At 70.9% G+C, this 19,969-nt stretch carries 23 protein-coding genes; all 23 read left to right on the top strand.

Annotated features, from left to right (window positions below; all coding sequences use genetic code 11):
- Window positions 1-23: 23 nt before the first annotated feature.
- Entirely contained in the window at window positions 24-638 is a 615-nt protein-coding gene (locus RZ84_RS28855; RefSeq protein WP_052230212.1) for a hypothetical protein, read from the top strand.
- A 78-nt stretch (window positions 639-716) separates the two neighbouring features.
- On the top strand, window positions 717-1,250 hold the full coding sequence (locus RZ84_RS28850) for a hypothetical protein (protein WP_043267087.1): 534 nt from the start codon (window positions 717-719) through the stop codon (window positions 1,248-1,250).
- Between the two features lie 73 nt (window positions 1,251-1,323).
- The gene (locus tag RZ84_RS28845) at window positions 1,324-2,061 is read left to right on the top strand and encodes a glycosyltransferase family 2 protein (protein WP_277816909.1); all 738 of its coding nucleotides are present in this window, start codon (window positions 1,324-1,326) and stop codon (window positions 2,059-2,061) included.
- Window positions 2,062-2,123: 62 nt separating this feature from the next.
- Complete coding sequence (locus RZ84_RS28840; protein ID WP_052230210.1) at window positions 2,124-3,308, top strand: hypothetical protein; 1,185 nt, start codon at window positions 2,124-2,126, stop codon at window positions 3,306-3,308.
- Window positions 3,309-3,363: 55 nt separating this feature from the next.
- Entirely contained in the window at window positions 3,364-4,557 is a 1,194-nt protein-coding gene (locus RZ84_RS28835; protein ID WP_043267085.1) for a hypothetical protein, read from the top strand.
- A 16-nt stretch (window positions 4,558-4,573) separates the two neighbouring features.
- Window positions 4,574-5,044: a hypothetical protein gene (locus RZ84_RS28830; protein WP_043267083.1), complete on the top strand. Its 471-nt coding sequence runs from the start codon at window positions 4,574-4,576 to the stop codon at window positions 5,042-5,044.
- A 105-nt stretch (window positions 5,045-5,149) separates the two neighbouring features.
- Window positions 5,150-6,409, top strand: a complete 1,260-nt coding sequence (locus tag RZ84_RS28825) for an MFS transporter (protein ID WP_052230209.1) — start codon at window positions 5,150-5,152, stop codon at window positions 6,407-6,409.
- Between the two features lie 318 nt (window positions 6,410-6,727).
- The gene (locus tag RZ84_RS28820) at window positions 6,728-6,949 is read left to right on the top strand and encodes a hypothetical protein (RefSeq protein ID WP_016572176.1); all 222 of its coding nucleotides are present in this window, start codon (window positions 6,728-6,730) and stop codon (window positions 6,947-6,949) included.
- A gap of 194 nt (window positions 6,950-7,143) precedes the next feature.
- The gene (locus tag RZ84_RS28815; RefSeq protein ID WP_043267081.1) at window positions 7,144-8,286 is read left to right on the top strand and encodes an AAA family ATPase; all 1,143 of its coding nucleotides are present in this window, start codon (window positions 7,144-7,146) and stop codon (window positions 8,284-8,286) included.
- On the top strand, window positions 8,283-10,082 hold the full coding sequence (locus RZ84_RS28810; protein ID WP_043267079.1) for a vWA domain-containing protein: 1,800 nt from the start codon (window positions 8,283-8,285) through the stop codon (window positions 10,080-10,082). Before RZ84_RS28815 ends, RZ84_RS28810 begins: the two co-directional genes overlap by 4 nt.
- A gap of 250 nt (window positions 10,083-10,332) precedes the next feature.
- Entirely contained in the window at window positions 10,333-10,782 is a 450-nt protein-coding gene (locus RZ84_RS28805; protein ID WP_043267078.1) for a hypothetical protein, read from the top strand.
- A 131-nt stretch (window positions 10,783-10,913) separates the two neighbouring features.
- A complete protein-coding gene (locus RZ84_RS28800) occupies window positions 10,914-11,333 on the top strand; it encodes a hypothetical protein (RefSeq protein WP_043267076.1) in 420 nt (139 codons plus the stop codon).
- Window positions 11,330-12,241, top strand: coding sequence for a hypothetical protein (locus RZ84_RS28795; RefSeq protein ID WP_157878925.1), 912 nt, complete (start codon window positions 11,330-11,332; stop codon window positions 12,239-12,241). Before RZ84_RS28800 ends, RZ84_RS28795 begins: the two co-directional genes overlap by 4 nt.
- 120 nt (window positions 12,242-12,361) lie before the next feature.
- Window positions 12,362-13,105 (top strand): hypothetical protein, encoded by a 744-nt coding sequence (locus tag RZ84_RS28790; RefSeq protein ID WP_043267074.1) that lies wholly within the window; start codon window positions 12,362-12,364, stop codon window positions 13,103-13,105.
- Window positions 13,102-13,758 carry a hypothetical protein gene (locus tag RZ84_RS28785; protein WP_043267072.1) on the top strand — a complete coding sequence of 219 codons (657 nt, stop codon included), beginning with the start codon at window positions 13,102-13,104 and terminating at the stop codon, window positions 13,756-13,758. Before RZ84_RS28790 ends, RZ84_RS28785 begins: the two co-directional genes overlap by 4 nt.
- 29 nt (window positions 13,759-13,787) lie before the next feature.
- Complete coding sequence (locus RZ84_RS28780) at window positions 13,788-14,195, top strand: hypothetical protein (RefSeq protein WP_043267070.1); 408 nt, start codon at window positions 13,788-13,790, stop codon at window positions 14,193-14,195.
- 475 nt (window positions 14,196-14,670) lie between these two features.
- On the top strand, window positions 14,671-15,429 hold the full coding sequence (locus RZ84_RS28775; protein WP_043267068.1) for a DUF317 domain-containing protein: 759 nt from the start codon (window positions 14,671-14,673) through the stop codon (window positions 15,427-15,429).
- 288 nt (window positions 15,430-15,717) lie between these two features.
- On the top strand, window positions 15,718-16,107 hold the full coding sequence (locus tag RZ84_RS28770) for a hypothetical protein (protein ID WP_043267065.1): 390 nt from the start codon (window positions 15,718-15,720) through the stop codon (window positions 16,105-16,107).
- Window positions 16,104-16,910, top strand: coding sequence for an SPDY domain-containing protein (locus RZ84_RS28765; protein ID WP_043267062.1), 807 nt, complete (start codon window positions 16,104-16,106; stop codon window positions 16,908-16,910). The genes RZ84_RS28770 and RZ84_RS28765 overlap by 4 nt, the downstream gene beginning before the upstream one ends.
- Before the next feature lie 38 nt (window positions 16,911-16,948).
- A complete protein-coding gene (locus RZ84_RS41865; protein WP_241777899.1) occupies window positions 16,949-17,683 on the top strand; it encodes a hypothetical protein in 735 nt (244 codons plus the stop codon).
- On the top strand, window positions 17,680-18,513 hold the full coding sequence (locus tag RZ84_RS28755) for an SPDY domain-containing protein (protein ID WP_052230207.1): 834 nt from the start codon (window positions 17,680-17,682) through the stop codon (window positions 18,511-18,513). The genes RZ84_RS41865 and RZ84_RS28755 overlap by 4 nt, the downstream gene beginning before the upstream one ends.
- 94 nt (window positions 18,514-18,607) lie before the next feature.
- Window positions 18,608-19,180 (top strand): hypothetical protein, encoded by a 573-nt coding sequence (locus tag RZ84_RS28750; protein ID WP_052230206.1) that lies wholly within the window; start codon window positions 18,608-18,610, stop codon window positions 19,178-19,180.
- A 5-nt stretch (window positions 19,181-19,185) separates the two neighbouring features.
- Window positions 19,186-19,941, top strand: coding sequence for an SPDY domain-containing protein (locus RZ84_RS28745; protein WP_052230575.1), 756 nt, complete (start codon window positions 19,186-19,188; stop codon window positions 19,939-19,941).
- Window positions 19,942-19,969 lie beyond the last annotated feature (28 nt).

Raw genomic sequence — 19,969 nt, 5'->3', positions numbered from 1 at the left:
AGCGGGTCTGGGACATCGGCACCATGCTCTGGGCCGTCACCGAAACCTCTCTGGAACAGGACGCGGTCCTCACCGGCCCCGACGAGCAACAGCTCTTCGTCGTACATCGACCGCGCCATCCCGGGCAGTTCCTGATCGCCCCGCTGGCGCCCGGCGGTTTCGCCGACCACCATTTCGAGGAAGCCGCCGAGCCCAACGGCATCGCCGTCAGCAACGATCCAGCCCGCGCCGCCGCCGCAGTCACCCGCCGCCTGCTACCCCGGTACGCAGGCGCCCTGGCCGCCCTCCGCAGGGCTGCCGCCCTCCCGGATCCGCCGCCGGGACCTGCCCAGATACCAGGCGTGGTCCAGCTGAGCTGGAACTCCGACGGCACGGTGACGACCCCCTTGTCACACGTGCCTGTCGATGCCCGCCACGTCTTTTTTCTCCACGGGTTCCAGTACAAGCCCACCCGGGGGAACTTCGTACTGCCCGCGTACGGGCACGGCGCACAAGCCCTGAGGATTCAGGCCGTGGCCAGTTACCTCGGCGACCGCGGAATCGGCGTACGGCTGCGCAACGTCCCAGACAACGCTCCCGCTCTGCCTCCCGCCCGGCAGCCGAAGTACCTCCCCAGCCCCGGCCGACCACGACGCTGACCTGGCCCGCCCCCCTTTGGAGGACATCTGTCCACGCGCTCCTTCATCGCCCGCCCCACAACCACCGGCTACGCCGGCATGTACGTCCACTTCGACGGATACCCCAGCACACAACTTCCCCTGCTGCTCGCCGCCTACCAGTACCGCTTCGGCAAAAACGTCGAGGCAATGTCCCGGCACCTCATCGACACCGTGGACTACGGCTGGTCTGGCCTCGGCACAGATCTGCTCGACGGTGCCTCCGACGACCTGCGCCAGGCCCTGACCGGCGGCCGGGAATTCCCCAGCCGTAAGTACAGCAACGTCTTCAATACCAATGGTGCGCCTGCCGAGCGTGATGTCATCACGCCGGCCAACTGCGGCGGTCTGGACTGGGGCTACGTGCTGCACCGGCAGGGAATCGAAGTCATCGCGCTGCCAGAGGAAGACCGCGGTCCCGTTGTGGACTGGAACACCGACCCGCGGTCCCGCTTCAGCGACAGCTACGCGCTGTGGAGGCCCGGCCGCCCGATCCCGGCCACCGTCCCACCTCGTACCACCGCGCCCGCTGCCACGCCAGCTCAACCGGCGACCGCGCCCGCCTCCACCTCCCGCTCCGGCTTCCGCCGCTAGCACCCACCCTGCACCGCTTCCCCTTCCTGGAGGACTCCTGTCCCCGCACACCCACCCCAAGGTCACGGTCGTCATCGCCACCCAGCTGCGCGAGGACCGGCTCGACTACCTGGCCGCCATGCACGCCAGCCTGGATCGGCAAAGCGTTCCGTGGGAGGCGGTTGTTGCCATCGACGGCGCCGATCCCGCCCGGCTCCCGGAGCCGCTCGCGGCCGACCCTCGCGTCCGTACCCTCGTGCTTCCCCGCGTGGTCGGCGCCGCCTGTGCCCGCAACCTCGCCCTGAACGAGGTGCGCACGAAGTACGTCAACTGGGCCGACGATGATGACGAGTTCACCGATTGGGCCATGGCTGTTCGACTGCACACGCTGGAGGAGACCGGTGTGGGATGGTGCGCGGGATACAGCCAGGATCTGCATCCCGACGGCACGCTTCAGCTGTGGCGGTGTCCCACACCGCCGGGCCGGCACGAAGCCGGGGATGTGTGGACCTACTGGCGATCGCCGGCGGACACCATCCCGATCGGGCCGACCACGATCCTCGCCCGCACCGAGCTGGTGCGCGCCGCCCCGATGGGCGGCCTCGTCCAGGGCGAGGACTACCTGGCCGCCGTCGGCGTCACCTGCCTGGCTCCCGGAATTCTCCTGCCCATCCCGGTCTACCGGTACCGCAAACACTCCGGCCAGATGACGGCCCAGGACTCCTACGACACTCTCGAAGCCCAGGCTCGCCAGGTGGCCTTCAACTTCGGCCACAGCCTGCGCTCGGCAACCCGCGCCCTGTCGCACACCGCGCCCACCACAGCCGCGTAGCGGGGCGGCGGTCGTCACCCTCCCCGTGCCCCTCGTCGCTCCTTAAGACAGGAAGGTCCGCCGTGCCCTGTGACACACATCCCTCCCAGATCGCCCTCGCCGTCAGCCCGCAGGCCGGCATCGTCGCCATCCCCTTCGGCGAACAGCAGATACAGGCACATACCGTGCTGCGGGCCTGCGGTTTCGACCGACGGCCGGATGGCACCTACGCCTGGGCGGCGGGCGATCCCGACGCCACGCGCGCTGCGCTGGCCCGCCTGGCTGGCCTCGCCCGCCACCACGACACTGCGGTCACCACGACCACCCGGAGCTATATCGGCGACGTCGCCGCCGGCATCGCCCACCAGCTGCCCGGGGAATGGACCGCCGACGTGGAGATCTACGCCCTGCCCGAGTGGCAAGACGACCTCCACCCCTATCTGTGGGACAACGGCGAACTCGCCCACGCCGTCGCAACAACCCGCATCCCCTGCGCCTCGGTCCTCACCCATAGCGACGGCCCCAGCCTGCTGCTGACCGAACACCCCAAAGACGATCACACCTACCTGGTCGGGGCCTTCGCCCCCAACGGGTTCAGCGGTCACTTCGCCGACGAGCCCGACGCCCCACGCAGCATCGTGATTCCGGCCCAGCCGGCCCTCGCCGCCGATGCCATCACAGGGCGGCTCCTGCCCGACTACGACCGAGCCCTGCACGACCGTCGCGTCCGCGAAGTCTCCAGCGCCCTGTCCTGGGCCCGCCAGGAGCAACAGGAGTGGCAGACCATCGCCCAGTCGCCTGCCGATGTCGACGGGATGCCGCTCAGCTGGCACGAAGAGGAGTTACGCGACAACGCCTGGAACGCCTTCCGCGACTTCCTCACCCACGGGCCCGCCCTCTTCGACCGGTGCCAGCCCCTCCACCCCGAGCCCGGTAGGCCCCCAGTGGAGACGGACCCTGCGATGGGTCGACTTCGCGCCGCGCTGGAGGACGGGAGGCGGGCGGTGGTCGCTTGGAATGCCAAGCTCACCGAACTGCGCGAGACGCCCAGGGAATTGCCTGCCGAGACCTACCTCCACGCCAGGGCCCGGCGCAACGCCGCCGCATGGCCAGCCATCGAGACTTGGCTCGCCGACGGCCACGTCCTGATCCACCACGCCCGCAACGCACGATCCGCGCCATCCACCGTCGAACTCACCACGCCGCGACAGACCACCGTCGCAGCGCTCCCTCCACTTACGCCGAAGGACCCGGCCCGACGGCGCTGACAGCCCGGACCGCACAAGGCACCCGCGCTGACCACGACCAACCACCCGCAGGACCATGCCCGCTACCTCTCCCGCGCAGATCACGCTCTCGTTCAGCCGCACAGCCGGCCTCGTCGCCATCGCCCACGGCGAGCAGTACCCCTGGGCCCAGACCGCCCTGACGCACCTCGGCTTCCAGCGCCGTGACGACGGCACGCACACCATTGCCCTGGACGATGTCCGCCGCCGCCACGGCCTCGCCGCCGCTTTGGTGCGCTCCGCCCACCAGCACCGGGCCACGGTGACCACCAGCCACCGCCCGTACATCGGCGACGTGGCCACTGCCATCGCCACGCACCTGCCCGGATCCTGGAACGCCACGGTGGAGATCTACAGTCATCCCCTCTGGCAGGAAGACCTCGTCCCGTTGCTGTGGGACGCCGGGGAACTGTCCCACGCCGTACAGCGCACGCGCGTCCCGTACGCAGCGGTCCTCAAAGACGGCGCCGGAACCGAGCTGCTGCTCATCGAACGCCCCGGCCATCCCCATGACTACGTCATCGGGGCGTTCGCGCCGGACGGTTTCGACGACAACTACGAGGAGTCGCACGCACCGCACAGCGCCATCCTGCCCCCCGCTCCCGACCAGGCGGCCCGCGCCATCCAAGACCGCTTCCTGCCCGCCTACCAGCGGGCGCTGCACGCTCGGCGCATCGATGCCATCGCCTCGGCGCTTGAGCGCATCGACGAGGAACACGCGACGCTGGAGGCGATGCGGGACTCCGGCCGGTACAGCGACGGCGTCCCGCTCACCTCTCCCGCCGAGCAAATCGCCGATTGTGAGTACCAGTTCGCCGACCGGGCCTGGCTTGCCTTTGTGGACGTCCTCACCCATGCCCCCACGGTGCTGGAGCAGTGCAACCGCAACCCGGCCATCAGCGCCGAGGACAAGGCCACTGTGGCCGAGCTTCACAGGGCGCTCCTCCTCAGTCAGCCGGCGTGCGACGAGTGGAACGCCCAGACGGCCAAGTCGCACGCGAGACCGCCCCGAAAGTTTTTCCACGAGAGATGGAGCGACGTGCGCGCACGGCTCGGCACCCAAGCGATGCCGGCCATCGCCACCTGGGTGACCCAGGCCGAGGACTTCACGCGTATCGCCTACGCCGCCACCCCCGGCGGGCAGATGGCTCTGGCCGCACCCACGCCCCTCACTCACACCGCCGCACCCGCCCCCTCCCCTTCAGCACCGTCAGCCGCTTCGCGCCGCTGACCCCACACCACGGAGCTTGCACCTGTCTGACCACTTCCGCTTCGGCACCCATCCCGAGCACGGCTTCGTAGCCACCACCGCGAACATCCCCACACACCTGGCCCACTGGTTCCTGGTGCGCGAGCAGTTCGTGCCCGTCCTCGCCACACCCGGCCTGTACCGGCTCACCAACCCGGACCAGGACGGCATGCGACGCACTCGCCAGGCCGTCCACGACCTGCGCAGCTACGGCTACGCGGTCCAAGCCGACTACTCCCTCGACCCCGTCGTCACCCCTGGCCCGCCCCACAACCCGATCGCTGTCCACGGACACGGCGACGGGCACACGGAGCGACGCAGCCGCATCGCTCAAGCAGCCGCTGCCCGTTCGCCACAGCGTGGCCCCGCCTTGACCACGTCGCCCGGCGCCCGCGCCATCCCCCCGCGGCCCAGCTACTCGCCCACGGTCGGCGTCACCCAGTCCACCGGAGGGGCCCGGGGCAGGTGAGTCGGCCACCGAGCCGATCCGCCTCACCCGCCGGGTCTCCGCCCTCGCCGCTGACACACTCCGCATCGCAGGGGTGAGATCCCCGACCACGGAAAGCACCCCGCGTTGACCTTCCAGACCGGCCGCTCAGCGGCCCGCTCCGCCTCCCGCTCGCTGCTCGCCGAGCGGCATGTCGCCCGCCTGCTGCTGGGCACCTTGACCGGGCGCCTGCCAAGCGGGATGGCTCCCGTTGTGATCCTCCTCCTGGTCGCCGACCAGGGCGGATCCCTGGCCAACGGTGGCCTGCTGTGCGCGGTGTACGGGTTGGCCTCGGCCATCGGGCAGCCGGTCCTGGGCCGGATGGTCGACCGGCGCGGACAGACCCTGGTCACCGGAGTGGCGGTTCTTGTGACCACGGTCTGTCTGCTGGCTCTGTCGGCGGTCGAGGTCGCCCAGCAGTCCGGCCTGGCCGCAGCGCTGGCCGGACTCGCCGGGCTGAGCACGCCTCCTCTCGAAGCAGGACTGCGGGCTCTGTGGCCCACAGTCCTGCCGGACCAGGCACAGCGCCGGGCTGCCCTCGCACTCGACACCGGATCCCAAGGGGCGATCTACGTCATCGGGCCCCCGCTGGTCGCCGTCCTGTCCACAACGACAGGTCCGGGCACGGCGATGGGCGCCACCGCTGTGCTCGGGCTCCTCGGCGCCACCGCGGTACTGACCTCAGCGCCCTCCAGACGCTGGCGCCCTACGCCTGCAAATCACTCCACCGGGGCTCTCGGCCCGATGCGCCACCCGGGTCTGCGGTGGCTGTTCCTCGCCGTGGCCGGCATCGGCTTTGCCCTGGGCGCCGTGAATGTGTGGGCTGTCGCCGTCGCAGACCGCACCGGGGTGGAACTGTTGTCCGGACTGATCCCGGCCGCCCTATCTGCCGGCAGTCTGGTCGGCGGCCTCCTGTACGGCAAACGTGTCTGGCCCGGCACCCTCACCCAGCAACTCCTGGCAGCCTGCCTGCTGTTCGCCGCCGGATGGCTGCCCCTCGTCATCGCCACCGTGCCCGTGGCGGCGGTTGCCCTCACGGCACCGCCGGGCCTGCTCCTGACCGCCGTGATCACCAGCGCGTTCCTGACCGTGGACGCACTCGCCCCGGCGGGCGCCCTCACCGAGGCGTACGCCTGGCTGATCGCCTCGGTCGGCGCCGGTCAAGCTGCCGGAACGGCCGCAGCAGGAGTTCTGACCGCGCACCCGTCCGCCATCTCCGCGCTCCCAGCGGCCGGCGCCATCGCGTGCCTGCTCGTGCTGTTCGGCGCCCGCCGCAAGATCACCGTCCCCGGCGCCACCCGACGACAAGGACGCCACCGCCGCACCCTCGCCCATGCCGCCCGCTGACCTGTGCGGCCGGTGCGCGCACACGCCGCACAACCGCCACCACCGAACCACCCACCACCACAAGGAGATTGCCCGCACATGGCTGTTGTTGGTACACCCGGCTATCAGAACGTGCGGAAAGGCGAGTCAGGTAGCTGCGGGGTGGTGAGGCCCGCCCTGGAGCCTGTCGGCAGTCATTGCCCATCGTTCGTGGTCCAGCCACGCACCGTTGATGTGCTGGAAGCTCCGGGCCCGCCTCGCCTTCGCCCAACACCCCACCACTTTCCCGCCACCACCGATAGGAGATCCGCCTTGCCCGAAGCACCAGCAGAGCCGTTCATGACGATCCGGCACACCATCACCGGCGAGATCACCACCACCGGCTACAACGCCGCCGCCCGGCGGATCCTGCTCCAGGCCGGCTTCGAAGAGACGCCAGGCTGCGCCTGCCGAGCGACGGAACCCGGTACGGAGCGGACGCACGGGCCTGCTCGGCAGCCAGCGAGCTGCTCGTCGCCGGCCATCCCCTGCACCTGGACCGAGCCCTCGGTCGGCCGGTGAGCGCCGACCGTACGCCCCGGTTGGCCCGGTCGCCGATGTCGGCACAGTCCGTGATCCGCTTCGAGAGCGGCCAGCCTCTCCAGCGCATCGCCAACCCAACCCGCACCCGCACCTGTTGAAGGGGCCTCGTTTTGACCACACCCGGAACGCCTACCAGTCCAGCGCGCACCAAGGGCGGCGAACTACGGGCCAAGGTGGCCCGACTGCTGGCCGACCGGCAGGCGGACACGCTCACCATCGGGGACATGGCCAGGCAGCTGGGCCACTCCCACGGCGCCGTCCGCAACGCCGCCCTCACCCTGGTGCGACGCGGTGAGGCCGACCAAGGCGGAACCGGACAACCGGAGTTCCGCGCGAACGCGAAAACCGCCGCAGCCGCGCAGACCGCTGTGATCAGCCCACCGGGCACCCACTCTCCCCGCGCCCAGGCGGCCACGGCCCGCACGACCATTCCCGCAGCAGCCACGCCCAGGCAGACCGGCCCGATCCGCCGCGCGGGGGGCCAGCTCTACCACCCCCGGGAGCTGGCCGATCTGCCCGACGTCGAGGCGTTGAATCGCTTGCGCGACGCCGACGTGCCGGTGCTGCTCTACGGCCCTCCGGGCACCGGCAAGACGAGTCTGGTCGAGGCGGCGTTCCCGGACCTGCTCACCGTCGCCGGTGACGGCGACACCACGGTCGGCGACTTGATCGGCGAGTACACACAGGACGACGCGGGAGCCTACGTCTTCCAGTACGGTCCGCTAGTCACCGCGATGACCGAGGGCCGCGCCCTGCTAATCGACGATGCCACCTTGATCTCACCGAAGGTCCTGGCGGCGTTGTATCCCGCGATGGACGGGCGCAGGCAGATCCAGGTCAAGGCCCACAAGGGCGAGACCATCAAGGCCGAGCCGGGCTTCTACGTGGTGGCGGGCCACAATCCCGGCGTCCACGGCGCGGTGTTGACGGAGGCACTCGCGAGCCGGTTCAGCGTGCAGATCCAGATCGGCACAGACTATGACCTCGCCCTGGCGCTGAGGATCGATGCCCGGGTGGTCCGGGTCGCCCGACACCTCTCCCGCCAAGTCGAACTCGGCGAGCTGGGCTGGGCCCCCCAACTGCGGGAACTGCTCAGCTACCAGAAGACCGAGGCCGTCCTCGGCACCAAAGCAGCGCTCGCGAACCTCGTAGGCATCGCTCCTGTGGAGGATCGCGACGCCGTCGCCGCTGCCGTCATCAAGGCTGCCGGCGTCAAGAAGATCGCGCCCCTCACCCTCGGCAAGCAGCTCCCCGCCTCAGCCGCCCGGCAGCCCCCGGGCAGCACCGGCTCCGCACACCGGGGCCGCTCGCGATGAGCGCCCACCACCACGTCCAGTCCCCCGCCACCACGCCTGACGACGACGCCGACCTCGCGCGCTGGGACGACGACGGCGCCCCGCCCGCGCAACCCCGTTCCTCCCCGGACGCGTGGCTGCGCGTGGGAGCCGAACTCGGCGACCGGCTAGTCGACCTCTCCGGCCGCCAGGACCTCCTCGTCACCTGCCGCCCCGGCACGCGCAGCGGCGCACCGGCCGCGTTCTTCCCCACTCTGGGCGAGGTCGAGTTCGACGCCGGCCTGTTCGCCCCGCTCCAGCCCCACGAGATCAATCCGCGGATCGTGGGCGACGAGGAGCGGTATCCCGCCGCCTGGGGAGTGTTCGTCCACGAGGCCGCGCACGCGGCCCACTCCGTCTGGACACAGCCTGCCGGAGCGGACCCCCGTGTCGTCGAGGCCGCGCTCCTGCTGGAGGAGAGCCGCGTCGAAGGGGCACACCTGATCACGCGGCCCACGGACCGCACCTACCTGCGCACCAGCGCCCGAACCCTGGTCATGCCCGACATCGCCCACCCCACCCTCCAGGGCATAGAGCACGCCGCCGCCGTGGCGGCCCTGGTCCTCGGCCGCCGTGACGTCGGCATCCTGGACGCCGGCGAGACCCGGGCCGTCGCCGATCTGTGCGAAAGGGTGCTGGGCGCAAACCTGCTGGCCACACTCACCCGCATCTGGACCGCAGCCCACCAGTGCGCCGACCACGACGCCACGACCATGCTCGCGCACGCTCAAGAATGGTGCGACGCTCTGGACACCGCGGCCCCCGCCCTGCCCGTGCCGGAGAACCTCACCGATCTGCTGTCCGGCGCCGTGGGGGTCGTCATGGACAGCACGGCAGCCACCGACGCCGCCGACCTCGCGGCACAAGCCGCAGCGACCAACGCCATGGCCGCGCAGTCCAAGGCGCAGGCTCAGGACCGCGCCCAGCGGGCCGGCCAGCGACGCAAAGCCGCCGCCACCGCCAAGTCGGTCTTCAACGCCCGTGGCACCACCGTCACCCCCGACGGCACACCGGCGCCCTACGGCAACCCGGTCACCGGCACCCGCAGGCCCACCGCCGCCGAGCAGGGTGCCGCCGCGCGCCTGAGCCGCGCCCTGCGTGCCGCCGCCTACCGCGAGCGGACCGAGGAGCGGACCTCCAGCCCCACCCCGCCCGGCCGCCTCAACATGCGCGCGGCCCTCGCCCGCGACGCTCAGCGCGCGGCCGGGTCGGTCCCCACCGCGGAACCGTTCACCCACACCCGCCGCCGGAACTCCCCCACCCCACCGCTGCGTGTGGGTATCGCCGTCGACGTCTCCGGCTCCATGCGTGCCGCCTGCGCGCCCGTCGCGTCCGCTGCCTGGATCGTGGCACGCGCAGCAGCCCTGACCGACCCCGACTCCCTTACCGCCACCATCGCCTATGACCAGCACCTGACCGCATTGACCCGACCCACCCACCGAGCACCAGAGCGCGTGACGACGTTCGATGCCAACGGCGGCCACCACAACCTCGGCGACGCCATCGACGCACTCGACCACGGCCTCGAACTCAGCCGCCCCGGCGCCGGCCGCCTCCTCGTGATCGTCACCGACGCCCGGTACGGCAGCGACGAAACCGCTCAAGCCGTCACCCGCGTCAAGCAGCTCACGACCGCCGGCTGCGCCGTACTCCAGCTCACCCTCACCGCGGAGTCCCACCACTTGCCGGGGACCACCTTGCTGCACCTGTCCCAGCCCTCCAGCGCTCCCGTCGCCATCGCCACGGCGGCCACAAACGCCATCCGCAGGACACGCTGAGACGACGCAGAAGGCGGAAGCGTCCCCGAGACCACCGCCAAGCACTCCAGACCACCTCCGTCCGCCGCATGAATCGTGCATCTGATGCACGAACCTCCGCAACGACGCAGGCCACCACCCCAACCGCCAACGAAAGGCACTCGATTTGAAGCCCCAGACCAGCAGCCCGACCTCGAACGTAACGCCCATCAAACGGAATTCCCCGGGGGTCCGTACCTCCTGGGAAATAACCCACACCTGTGAACACACCGTGACGCACAACCTGTCCGACCGGCCCGCCGACAAGCGAGCCTCCTTCGCCCGATGGCTCGCGTCCAAGGACTGCACCGACTGCTGGAAGGCCGCCCGTGACGGCGACATCGCCAGCAAGGAAGAATGGCTCGCTGCCAAGCGCGCCGCCGAGCAGCAGGCCGCCGCCGAGTGGGCCACCCAGTTCGAGATGCCGCCGCTCGAAGGCCCCCACAAGATCTTGGGCTGGGGTGAGCGCTCCCGCCACCGTCTGGTCACCGCCGCCTACACCTCGCTGGTCACCGACGGCACCTGGGACGAGGCGGACTGGGTCACCCTCGAAGAGACGATCCGCACCATCACTCGCGCCGGATGGTGGGTCGACCAGCGGGACGCCGAAGCCACCGACCTGCCCGAACTCCTCGACGCCGCCACGGACAACGACCGCGGCACCGAGAACCCCTTCCGGTAGCACCCGGTGCCCGTTGGAGGGCGGGTGCGGGATGCCTTATACCCGACGATCCCCGGTTAGCGAAACCGGGGATCCTCCGGACCATTGGTCCTCCACCGCCGCCCCTGTCGTTCGTGGAAGGACCTCTCGCCGTGCCCGAAGCCACCCGCCCTCCCTACGCTCCTGCCGACATCCTCACGCCCGACCGGGATGTCACCCACCGGCACTTTCGGCCCGGCGACCAGGTCGTCGTCCTCAAGGGCGCCGCCGGCCACGAACTGTGGGGAGACGCCTACAAGGTCGTCACTGCCTCGTGGCACACCCCGACCGACGAGGACGGGTGGAGGCTCTATGACCCCAACGGCGGCGAGCGCACCTACATCACCGCGCACCCTCGTTACCTCGTCCATCTCTCCCGTCGCTGCCCTGACTGTCTCATCCACCAGCAGGCTCTGGCGACCTACCTGCTGCCGCGGCTGGCCGGCACCGGCGAAGTCGTCGACTGCAGTTGGTACTCGGTCACCGAGCTGAACCAGCTCGTGCACATAGCCGACGCACGGGGCGGCCGGTGATCCTCTACGTCCACCGCGAGCCGCTGTTCCCCAGCCAGGCCCTCGCCAACGCCCTCGGACGCCCTATTGCCGAGCAAGACGTACTCGGCGATGCCGTCGTCACCAGGTCTCTTGTGAACGAGACCGGGCTCAGTGGCCCTCCGCGCTCGTGGATGTTCGCCGACTGGGAGGACTACCTCGACGCCCCGGGGGACCTGCACCCCCACGTCATGGGCTCGAGCGACGCCGTGACCGGGCTCTTCCACTTCGCGGTGCGTCTGCACCCCGCCGATCGCGCCCTGGCCCGCCCGGAGTGGGCACTGATCGCCCGCCGGCTCACCCACGTCGCCGGCTTCACCCCAGCCGCCGAGGACGCACCGGGCTGCCACTGGGTCGCGTTGCAGGCCCGCCACGGCCGCCTCGACGTGATTGCCAACCTCATCCGATCCGACGGCTCCTGGGCGCCGGACGGCTCGTCCCTGTACCGGGCCCTGGATGCGGAGTGCCGACGCATCGAGGCGGACCTGGGTCTGACGGCGGTCCCGACTCGCACCACGGTCCATCGGGCACACACCGACGCATCGCCCTTCCAACTCCCCAAGCTGCCGAAGCCCACCGCGCCGCAGTCGCCGCCGAGCGTGGCAGCCCACATCGCCACCACGATGTGCGCACTCGCCAACGAGGACAAGGGGCCAATTGCCGGAGTGCGGGCCCTGGTCGAGCAGGCCGCACGCCGCCTGGAGGAACTGCCGCACGCCTACGGCCCCGACGCGGCACAACACCTGGAATGGATTGCCCGACGTCTTCACGGCGTCCAGCAGGACCTCGAAACGGTCGCAGCTGCCCTGCCCGGCGCCAACGAGCGAGCCGCCCTCGCCACCCGCCGTCCCGCCGCACCGCGTCCGATCCCAGCTCGCCGGTCCCGCTGAACGCCGAAGAAAGACATGCCTTGCCCCTTGCGCACCGCCACGGATAACCGCCGCACCAGCCCGCCACCCGCTCCCCCGGCCCTGCCGGACGGCGGCGCAGGCCCCCACCCCGAGGAATCCATGCACGACTCCACCCCCGACCTCGCCTCCTTCGCCATCGGCCTCACCGAGGAACTCCCCGGCCACTGGACGAGCGAGCACCAGCAACACCAGCATTACACCGATCAGTTCGCCCGCGCCGAACACGTCTGGGACATGGACCTGGTCGCCCACGCCATCGCCGAGCACATCCTGGACCAGGACGCCGTCCTCACCCGCGACGACGGCACCCGCCTGTACGTCATCGCGCGCCCCCGCAGCGGTGAGGAGTTCCTCGTCGCCGCCATCGCCCCGTCCAGCATCCGCCCCGAAGCCTTCCGCACCGTACGCGAGCCCGACGGCATCGCTGTCCCCGATAATCCGGTCCAGGCCGCCGAGGACATCGTCACCGACCTGCTGCCCCGCTACGACAAGGCCCTCGCCCAGGTCCACGACAACGCCGCCCGCCTCACCCCGACGCCACCGCCGGAACTCGTGGTGATCACCTTGGTCGGCCGGGACTTTCACGTCGCCAAGCCCGAACGGGCCGATGCCGCCCAGATCCTCGCCGACAACGGCTGCATCTACGACAAGGACCAGGACGCCTTCGTGCTGCCCGGCGAGGACACCGCCGCACAGGCACAGGCCGTCCAGGCCGCAGCCGCGCAGTTGGACCGGCTCGGTATCGGTGTCAGTGTGCGGCTCCCGCAGACCAAGCCCGCCCCAGGCACGGCTCCGGTCGCAGCCCCCGCCCCGGCCGCAGCGCCTGCGGCTCGGTCACGATGAGCGGGCCGCAGGACAGCGAGCCGACGTTCTTCGTCCTCGACTACGTCACCATCACGCGCGATCCGAAGACGCAGCTCGTCGTCGCGATCGGCGGGGACGAACGCGCCGAAGGGATCCTGCAGACCGCCGGGGGCTTCGTCTCCGCCGCCGGGCCCCGCGGCCCCTACCAGCACCAGCCGCACACCATGCCCGTCGAGCAGCAGCGCCAAGGCGCCACCGCCGCCGCCCACGCACTGCTGCTGGCCGGATTCAGCGTCCACCTGGATTCCACGCTCAACGTCCTAGCCACCGCCGACGGTGACCAGCAGGCCGCCCACCGCTCCCTCCAGCGGCTCGCCGAGCGGGCTCGCAACGCCGCCGATGACCAGGAGGTCGCCAAGGTCCTCACCGAAATCGCCGCGCCCCACGACGGTCTACTGCCGCGCATGGTGCAGACCCTGATCTCCACCTGGGCCCCGTGGGCCGAACGCCTGGAGAACGCCGGGCACGAACCGGATCCGGCACAGCGGCTGATGACGGCCACCAACAGCCTGTCCAACCACGCCCTGCAGATCGAGCTGATCCGCAACCAGGCCGCCCGCACCACCTCCGCGCCCGCACTGACCACAGCCCCGGCGCCACCCCTGTCCAAGTCGCCTGCCCTGCGGCGATAGCCCTCCGTACGAAGGGAGAAGCCCCGCCCGTGGCAAACAGAGCCGACGACGCAGGCACCGACGTCGAGATCTACCGCAGGCCCCCAACCGACACGATCCACGCCGACACCCCCACCGGTGCACCCGAGCAGCTCCTGGCCCTCCTCGACGCCCTCGGCCTGGAACGCAAAACCGAGGCCACCGCCGGACCCGTCTACGTCTGGCACGAAGTCCCCGACCACCTCAGCGAGGACGAGAAGAAGAAGGTCGCCACCCGAGCCATCCCCTCCCTGCTCCTGGCCGGATACGTCGTCGACATCCCGGAGGATCTCTTCGACCCCGCGGCCTACCAGGAAGCGGTCACCGACATACGCAACCGCCGCTCCCCCGCGGATCCGCCCAGTGGCCGGCCCACGCCATCGCCCCCCAGCCGCGCCGCCCCAGCAGCCCGGCGGTGAACCCAGCGTCCCGGACGCCTTCGCCCATGAGCCTCGCCGACGAGCACGACGTGGACGTACTGATCTCTCACCGCGACGGCACCCTCTGCGTCGGCAGCCGCACTGGCGCCCTCTCGCCTCAGCGCGGCCGTCGCCACCGGTATCGCCCCGGCGACGGCGCACTCGGCCACCGCAAGGAGCCCCCGCTCCCGCCGACTTCCCGTAACCATCCCCTCGGCCGGCCCCTTTCCGGGGCCGGCCCCACCCCGAGAGAGACCGCACATCCCCGCCCCCGACCGCACTCCCCCGCCCATCACCACCAGCCGGAAACCGCGCCTGGCCGGTGCCCTGTTCCGCCACTACCTGCGCGCCGTCGCCGTCGGCAGCCATGAACGCAGCATCCCTCTGGCCGGCGCCCGTCCCGAGGCCGTCCTCAGCGAGTCCCACCGCCGCGGCCGACGCAGCTGGCCCTCTCCCCCCTCGCCCCAGGAACCCCATGCCCAACCCCACCCCCTACGTCCTGTCGGCACCCGGCTACCTCACCGGCGGCGGCGACTGGGAACACCTGACCGAGTGGCTGCAGCGGGGCCACGGCTGGCGGGACATCTCCACGATCAACCAGCACACCGCCCTGGCCAGTCCAGACAACCGCCTGCACGTCCTCCTCAGCCGGCGGGCGGCCTGGACGTGGATCCTGCGCGCCACTGCCCCTGACGATCAGGAGTGGGCAGCGGTGCTCGGCGCGCACCTTCCCATCGAGTACATCACCGCGGTCGTGGACGCGATGCTGCGGCCGACCTGCGAACACGGCGCAGATGTCCTCGGCCCGTTGCAGGAGGCCGGGTGGACCACGGACCCCGAATCGCCCACGTCCACGGCCGTGTCACCGGACGGCCTGGTGCGCTTCACCGAGGAACGCGCACCCAGCGCGCCCAGGCCATGGCAGGCCGCCTGCACCGTCAACGGTTACCGCTGGTGGACGGCCGCCTTCAGCACCCATGCCCCGCCCGGCATCGTCACCGCGCTCACCCGCAGCCTCGCCTCCAGCGATCCGCTGCCGAGGATGGCCATCGGAACACCGCTGTACGGCTGCGGGCCCTACACCCGAATCGCCCAGACGCCACACAGCTACGACGACGAACAGGCACAGCTCGAAGCACGGATCGCCCAAGCCCGTGACCGTCGCCTCGCCAGGACATCACCCGCCGCAGCACCGCCCTCCACCGGCCGCTCCCCCCGCACCCGCCGGCTGTAGCCGCCTCTTCCGCTCAACTCCCCTGGTTTTGAGGAACTTTCCGCATCTCTCGCACCCCGCCGAACGCCAGCGCCGATCACCGCTGATCGTCCACCGCGTCTGGTCGTCTTCCTCTTCCGCCGATACCTGCGCGCCGTCGCCGTCGACAGCAGTACCCATGCCCTTCTTCTCGCTGGCGGACGCCCCAAGGCAGCCCTCGACGAGTCCCGTCGGGAGCCCACACGCCACCTCCTCGACAGCAACCGCACCCCTACATAGCAACCCCCAGCCCGCCCGTTCAGGAGTCCCATGCCCGACCCGTCGTCCTACCCCGTACGCCTCGCCGAGGACATCGCCAGCCTGATCAAAACCCTGGACGACCACCTCGCCCGGGCCACCCCGCGCCAAGCGGCCGAGATTCTGGGCAAGGTCCTCGACACCGAAGACGGCGTCCTGACCCGGGTGACCGACCTGGTCGGCACCGGGTCCCGGTTCGCCCAGAGCCAGGCCCACCGCGGTGTGCTCCCGCCCGAGGTGTGGCTCGCGATGGGCCGGGCCGCCAACGAACTGCACAGCGTCGGCATGGACCTTGACGAGCACACCGACACCCTCAAGCAGCTCGGGACACCGCCCGCCACAGCAAGCACCACGCCGCCCAAGCCCATCGCCTCCGCCATGGTTGTCAGGAGGAGCCGGTGAAGAAGCAGCAGTGGACTGGCTGGGGCCCCGGCGCCCCACACGCCGAGCAGCACTACCTGGTGGAACCCCGCTACCTCGCCGGCGGCGGAGACATCCGCCACGTCAGCGAATTCCTGCGCGCCTCCGGCTGGAAGGACAAGTCCAAGCCCGGCGGACCGCTGGTCTTCGACAGCCCGGACAAGTCCATCCGGGTCGGCTACGACCCGTTCACCCAGCCCGGCGGCTGGACGATCTCCGGGAAGGCAACCCCGGGCCGGGAGGCGTGGCACGCGGCCTTCACCCGCCAGGTTCCCGTGGAGATCGTCGCCGGCTTCACCGACGCGCTCACCCTCCCTCGCTCCGCGCACGCGCCCAACGTGTGGGCGCCGCTGCAAGAACAGCGCTGGCAGACCGAACAAGGCCAGCACTTCACCGCCATGAGCCCCGACGGCGGCGCCTGGCTCCAGTTCCACCAGTCCAAACCCGGCGAGGCGCACTGGTGGGCCGGGGCCCGCAACGAGCACGGGCGTATCTGGGACGCCAACTTCACCGCATCCACACCGATGCACCTCGTCCAGGCGTTCAGCACCGCGCTGGCCGACCCTCAGCAGGTCATGCGCCCACGCGGAAACGTGCCACCGTCCACACACATCCGCACCACCTCCGTCTCGGTACGGCCCGACCAGCTATCCGCCTGGCAGCAAGCCCGCGTCACCGCCGCCCGCGCCACCACCTGGGCCCGCAACTCCTGGGCCACCACCCGGCCCCGCCGCCAGGCCCCCACCAACCCGTACACCGCCGCAGGCGGCAGAGCCCGCCGCTGAATCGCCCTCATCCGCTCCCGATCGAAAGCCCCTCACCCATGCCCCAGCACGACGACCTCCTGCCCAGCGACATCAAGGCCCTCACCACCGGGCTGCTCCGCCTGAGCCAGCAGATCGACCGGGCCGAATCCCCCGCAGACATCGCCGCGGTCCTGGCCCCGATCGTCGACCGCCACGACGGAGTACTGCGCCGCCTCACCCAGATCTTCGAAGCGATCGGCGACGTCTGCAACGACTTCGTCCTCCAGGACCGCTACGTCGTCGACCTGCAGGCCGAAAGCGACGAAGCATTCGACGACTTGAGGAACATGCTGCACCGCGTCAACGGTCTCGACGAGAAGTTCCGCACCTTCGACCCGCAGGTCACCCGCACCCCCTCGGGACGCCGCCCGTCCCCGGACGCCCAGGACTCCGTGTCCCACGGCACACCCCATGCCCCCACCCCCTTGCGGCTCCGTCAGGCCACCGACACCCTCGCGGAACTCGCAACCTACGTCCGCACGTACCCCTCGCTCGACCAGACTCTGCCCCTGCTCCGGGCTCTGCTCGACGAGAACGAGGGCGTCCCGATCCTGCTCGGCGACATCCTGCGCGCCAGCGCGCACATCGTGAGCCAGCACTTCGACCATCCCCGCCACGACGACGTGCGCCACGCCGCCGAAGCCTTCCGGGACGCGGCCCAGGAGGCCACGGACTGGCACATCCTGCACTGGGACGTAAAGCGCCTGCGTACGCAGGCCGCCACCCGACCCGCCGATGCCCCGGGGCGATGACCGGTCCCTACATCCCCACCCGCGCCAACTCCCCGCACGACACCATCTGGTTCGAGACCCAGCCCCGCCATCTCGCCGGACGCGGGGATCCCCGGCACATCACCCAAGCCCTGCGGGCGGCCGGGTGGAAGAACCACTCCGACTCGGACTATCCCCACATCGTCCTGGCCAGCCCCGACTACCGCCACACCGTGGTCCTCGAACCCGAACCCAGACCGTACGACGCGTGGTGGCGCATCCGCGGCCAGAGCGAGGACGGGCAGCACTGGTACACCGAGTTCGGCGCCAACACCCCCGTCGAGATCCTCGCCACCCTCACCAACGCGCTACTCGAACCCATCCCCGAGCAGACGCCGCCGATCTGGTCACCTCTCACCGCGGCGGGCTGGTCGTACGAGCGCGACGAACACGGCAACGAGATCGCCCACCACCCCGACGGCACTCTCAACCTGGAGCGGTGGTCCGTCGAGCCGGGCGAGAAATTCCACTGGCGGGTCCAGGCCGCCCTGCCCACCGGCGGCGGTAGTTTCCAGCGCATCTGGCACGCCTATCTCGACGACCAGATGCCGCACCACCTGATCACCGCGTTCACCAGCGCCCTGGTCAGCGACGAGCCCGTCCAGCGCGCACGCTTCGACGTTCCGCACACCCACCTGGTCACCCAGGAACAGCGCGGCCCGCAGGGCGAGGAACTCGCCGCCAGGCATGAGACCCGGCTGAAGGCCATCCGCACCGCCGCCCGCAAGGCCCGCCGCAAGGCAGCCCTCGCCCCGCACCCGCCGGCGCCCGTCGCCGCCCCCGCCGTGTCCGTCACCGGCCGGGTCCGCTGAACGAGCCGGGCGGCACGCCCGCCCGGCTCACCGCGCCCCCTCCTCCGTCCTCCTTCTGAGAGCGCTCTTGTCCCCAACTGTCCCTTCCCCCACGGTGATTCACCGCGAGCGCCTGCACCAGCTCGCCGTCTTCCTGCGCGAGAGCGAACAGATCCTCGCCGACTGGGACGCCTACGCCGAGGAACACACCGACCTCGACAGCTGGCCCCTCGACCATGTCGCCTACGGTCTGCGGGCCGCGAAGCGCGACGCCGACACCTGGCGGTCCTTCAACCGCGTACGGTCCTTCGCCAAGGACCTGCTGGCCACCGCCGAAGTCCAGGTGCAACAGCTCAACGCCGCGCACCTCCAGTCCCGCTGGCCCTGGCAGCTCGGCACCCTCGACGACGCCCTGCGGCAGCTTGATGCGCTGCAGCAGCAATGGCTCGAAGCCCGTGACGCGCTGCCGTCGTCCGCCCAGCCAGGCACCCTGGCGTATGACGGCGCGCTCGCCGAGCGCAACGCGGAAGCCTGGTCCTACCTCGACGACTGGGCCGGCCACGGCAAGGTCCTCCTCGAAATCCAGGCCGCTGCCCAAGACCTCCCGCCGCGCCCGCCGGCTGCCCTCACCACCACCGTCAAGTCCCACCCCCGCCCCGCGGCCCCGGCGCCCGTGACCCGGAGGTGACCGGCATGCCGCACGACATCGAAGTGGCGCTCGTCGCGCCCCGGTACCTCGCGGGTCCCGGCGACCCGTCCTGGATCACGGTCCCCCTTCACCGCGCCTGCGGCTGGAGTGCCGCCGAGGACCCGCTGATGCCCCGGGTCATCCTCACCAGCCCCGACCAGCAGGCCACCCTGCGGATCGACCCCGACCCGGACGAGCCGTGGTGGACCGTGCGCCACGCCCGCAGCAGTGATCAGCCGGCGTGGTCGACGACCTTCGACGCCCGCACCCCGGTCGAGATCATCGCCGCCTTCACCGACGCCCTCACCGACCGCACACCGCCGGCCTCCAGCCCACACCCTTACGACCTGCTTGGTCAGGCGGGATGGCACGACGCCGGCGAGGGCCTGGTCTCGCCCGACGGCATCACCGCCGTCGAGCACTACGGCAACGATGGCCCCTGGTTCGCCGAAGCCCGACTCAGCGAAGACGACAGCGGCCTCCTCTGGCGTGCCTACCTGAGCAACACCACACCGCCGCGCCTGGTCGCCGCGTTCGCCCAAGCGCTCGCCGACCCCACACCGGTGCGCCGCAATCCCCACCGCATCCCGGCTCGCACCCGCGAACACACGCACACCCGCACCGTGCACGTCTCGGTCGGGGACGTCGCCTTCGCACTGGAGCGCCGTGTCGCGGACCTCTCCGCCCGTCGACGGGACACCGCCTCGACCACCCCCGCCGCGAGGCCACCACGCGTGCCGAAACAGCGCCGCGCCCGTTGACCCGCGCCTTCATCCCCCCTGCCAACGC

This window comes from Streptomyces sp. CT34 (assembly GCF_000805335.1).
Taxonomy (GTDB): Bacteria; Actinomycetota; Actinomycetes; order Streptomycetales; family Streptomycetaceae; genus Streptomyces.
This window is presented reverse-complemented; position numbering and strand designations above follow the sequence as displayed.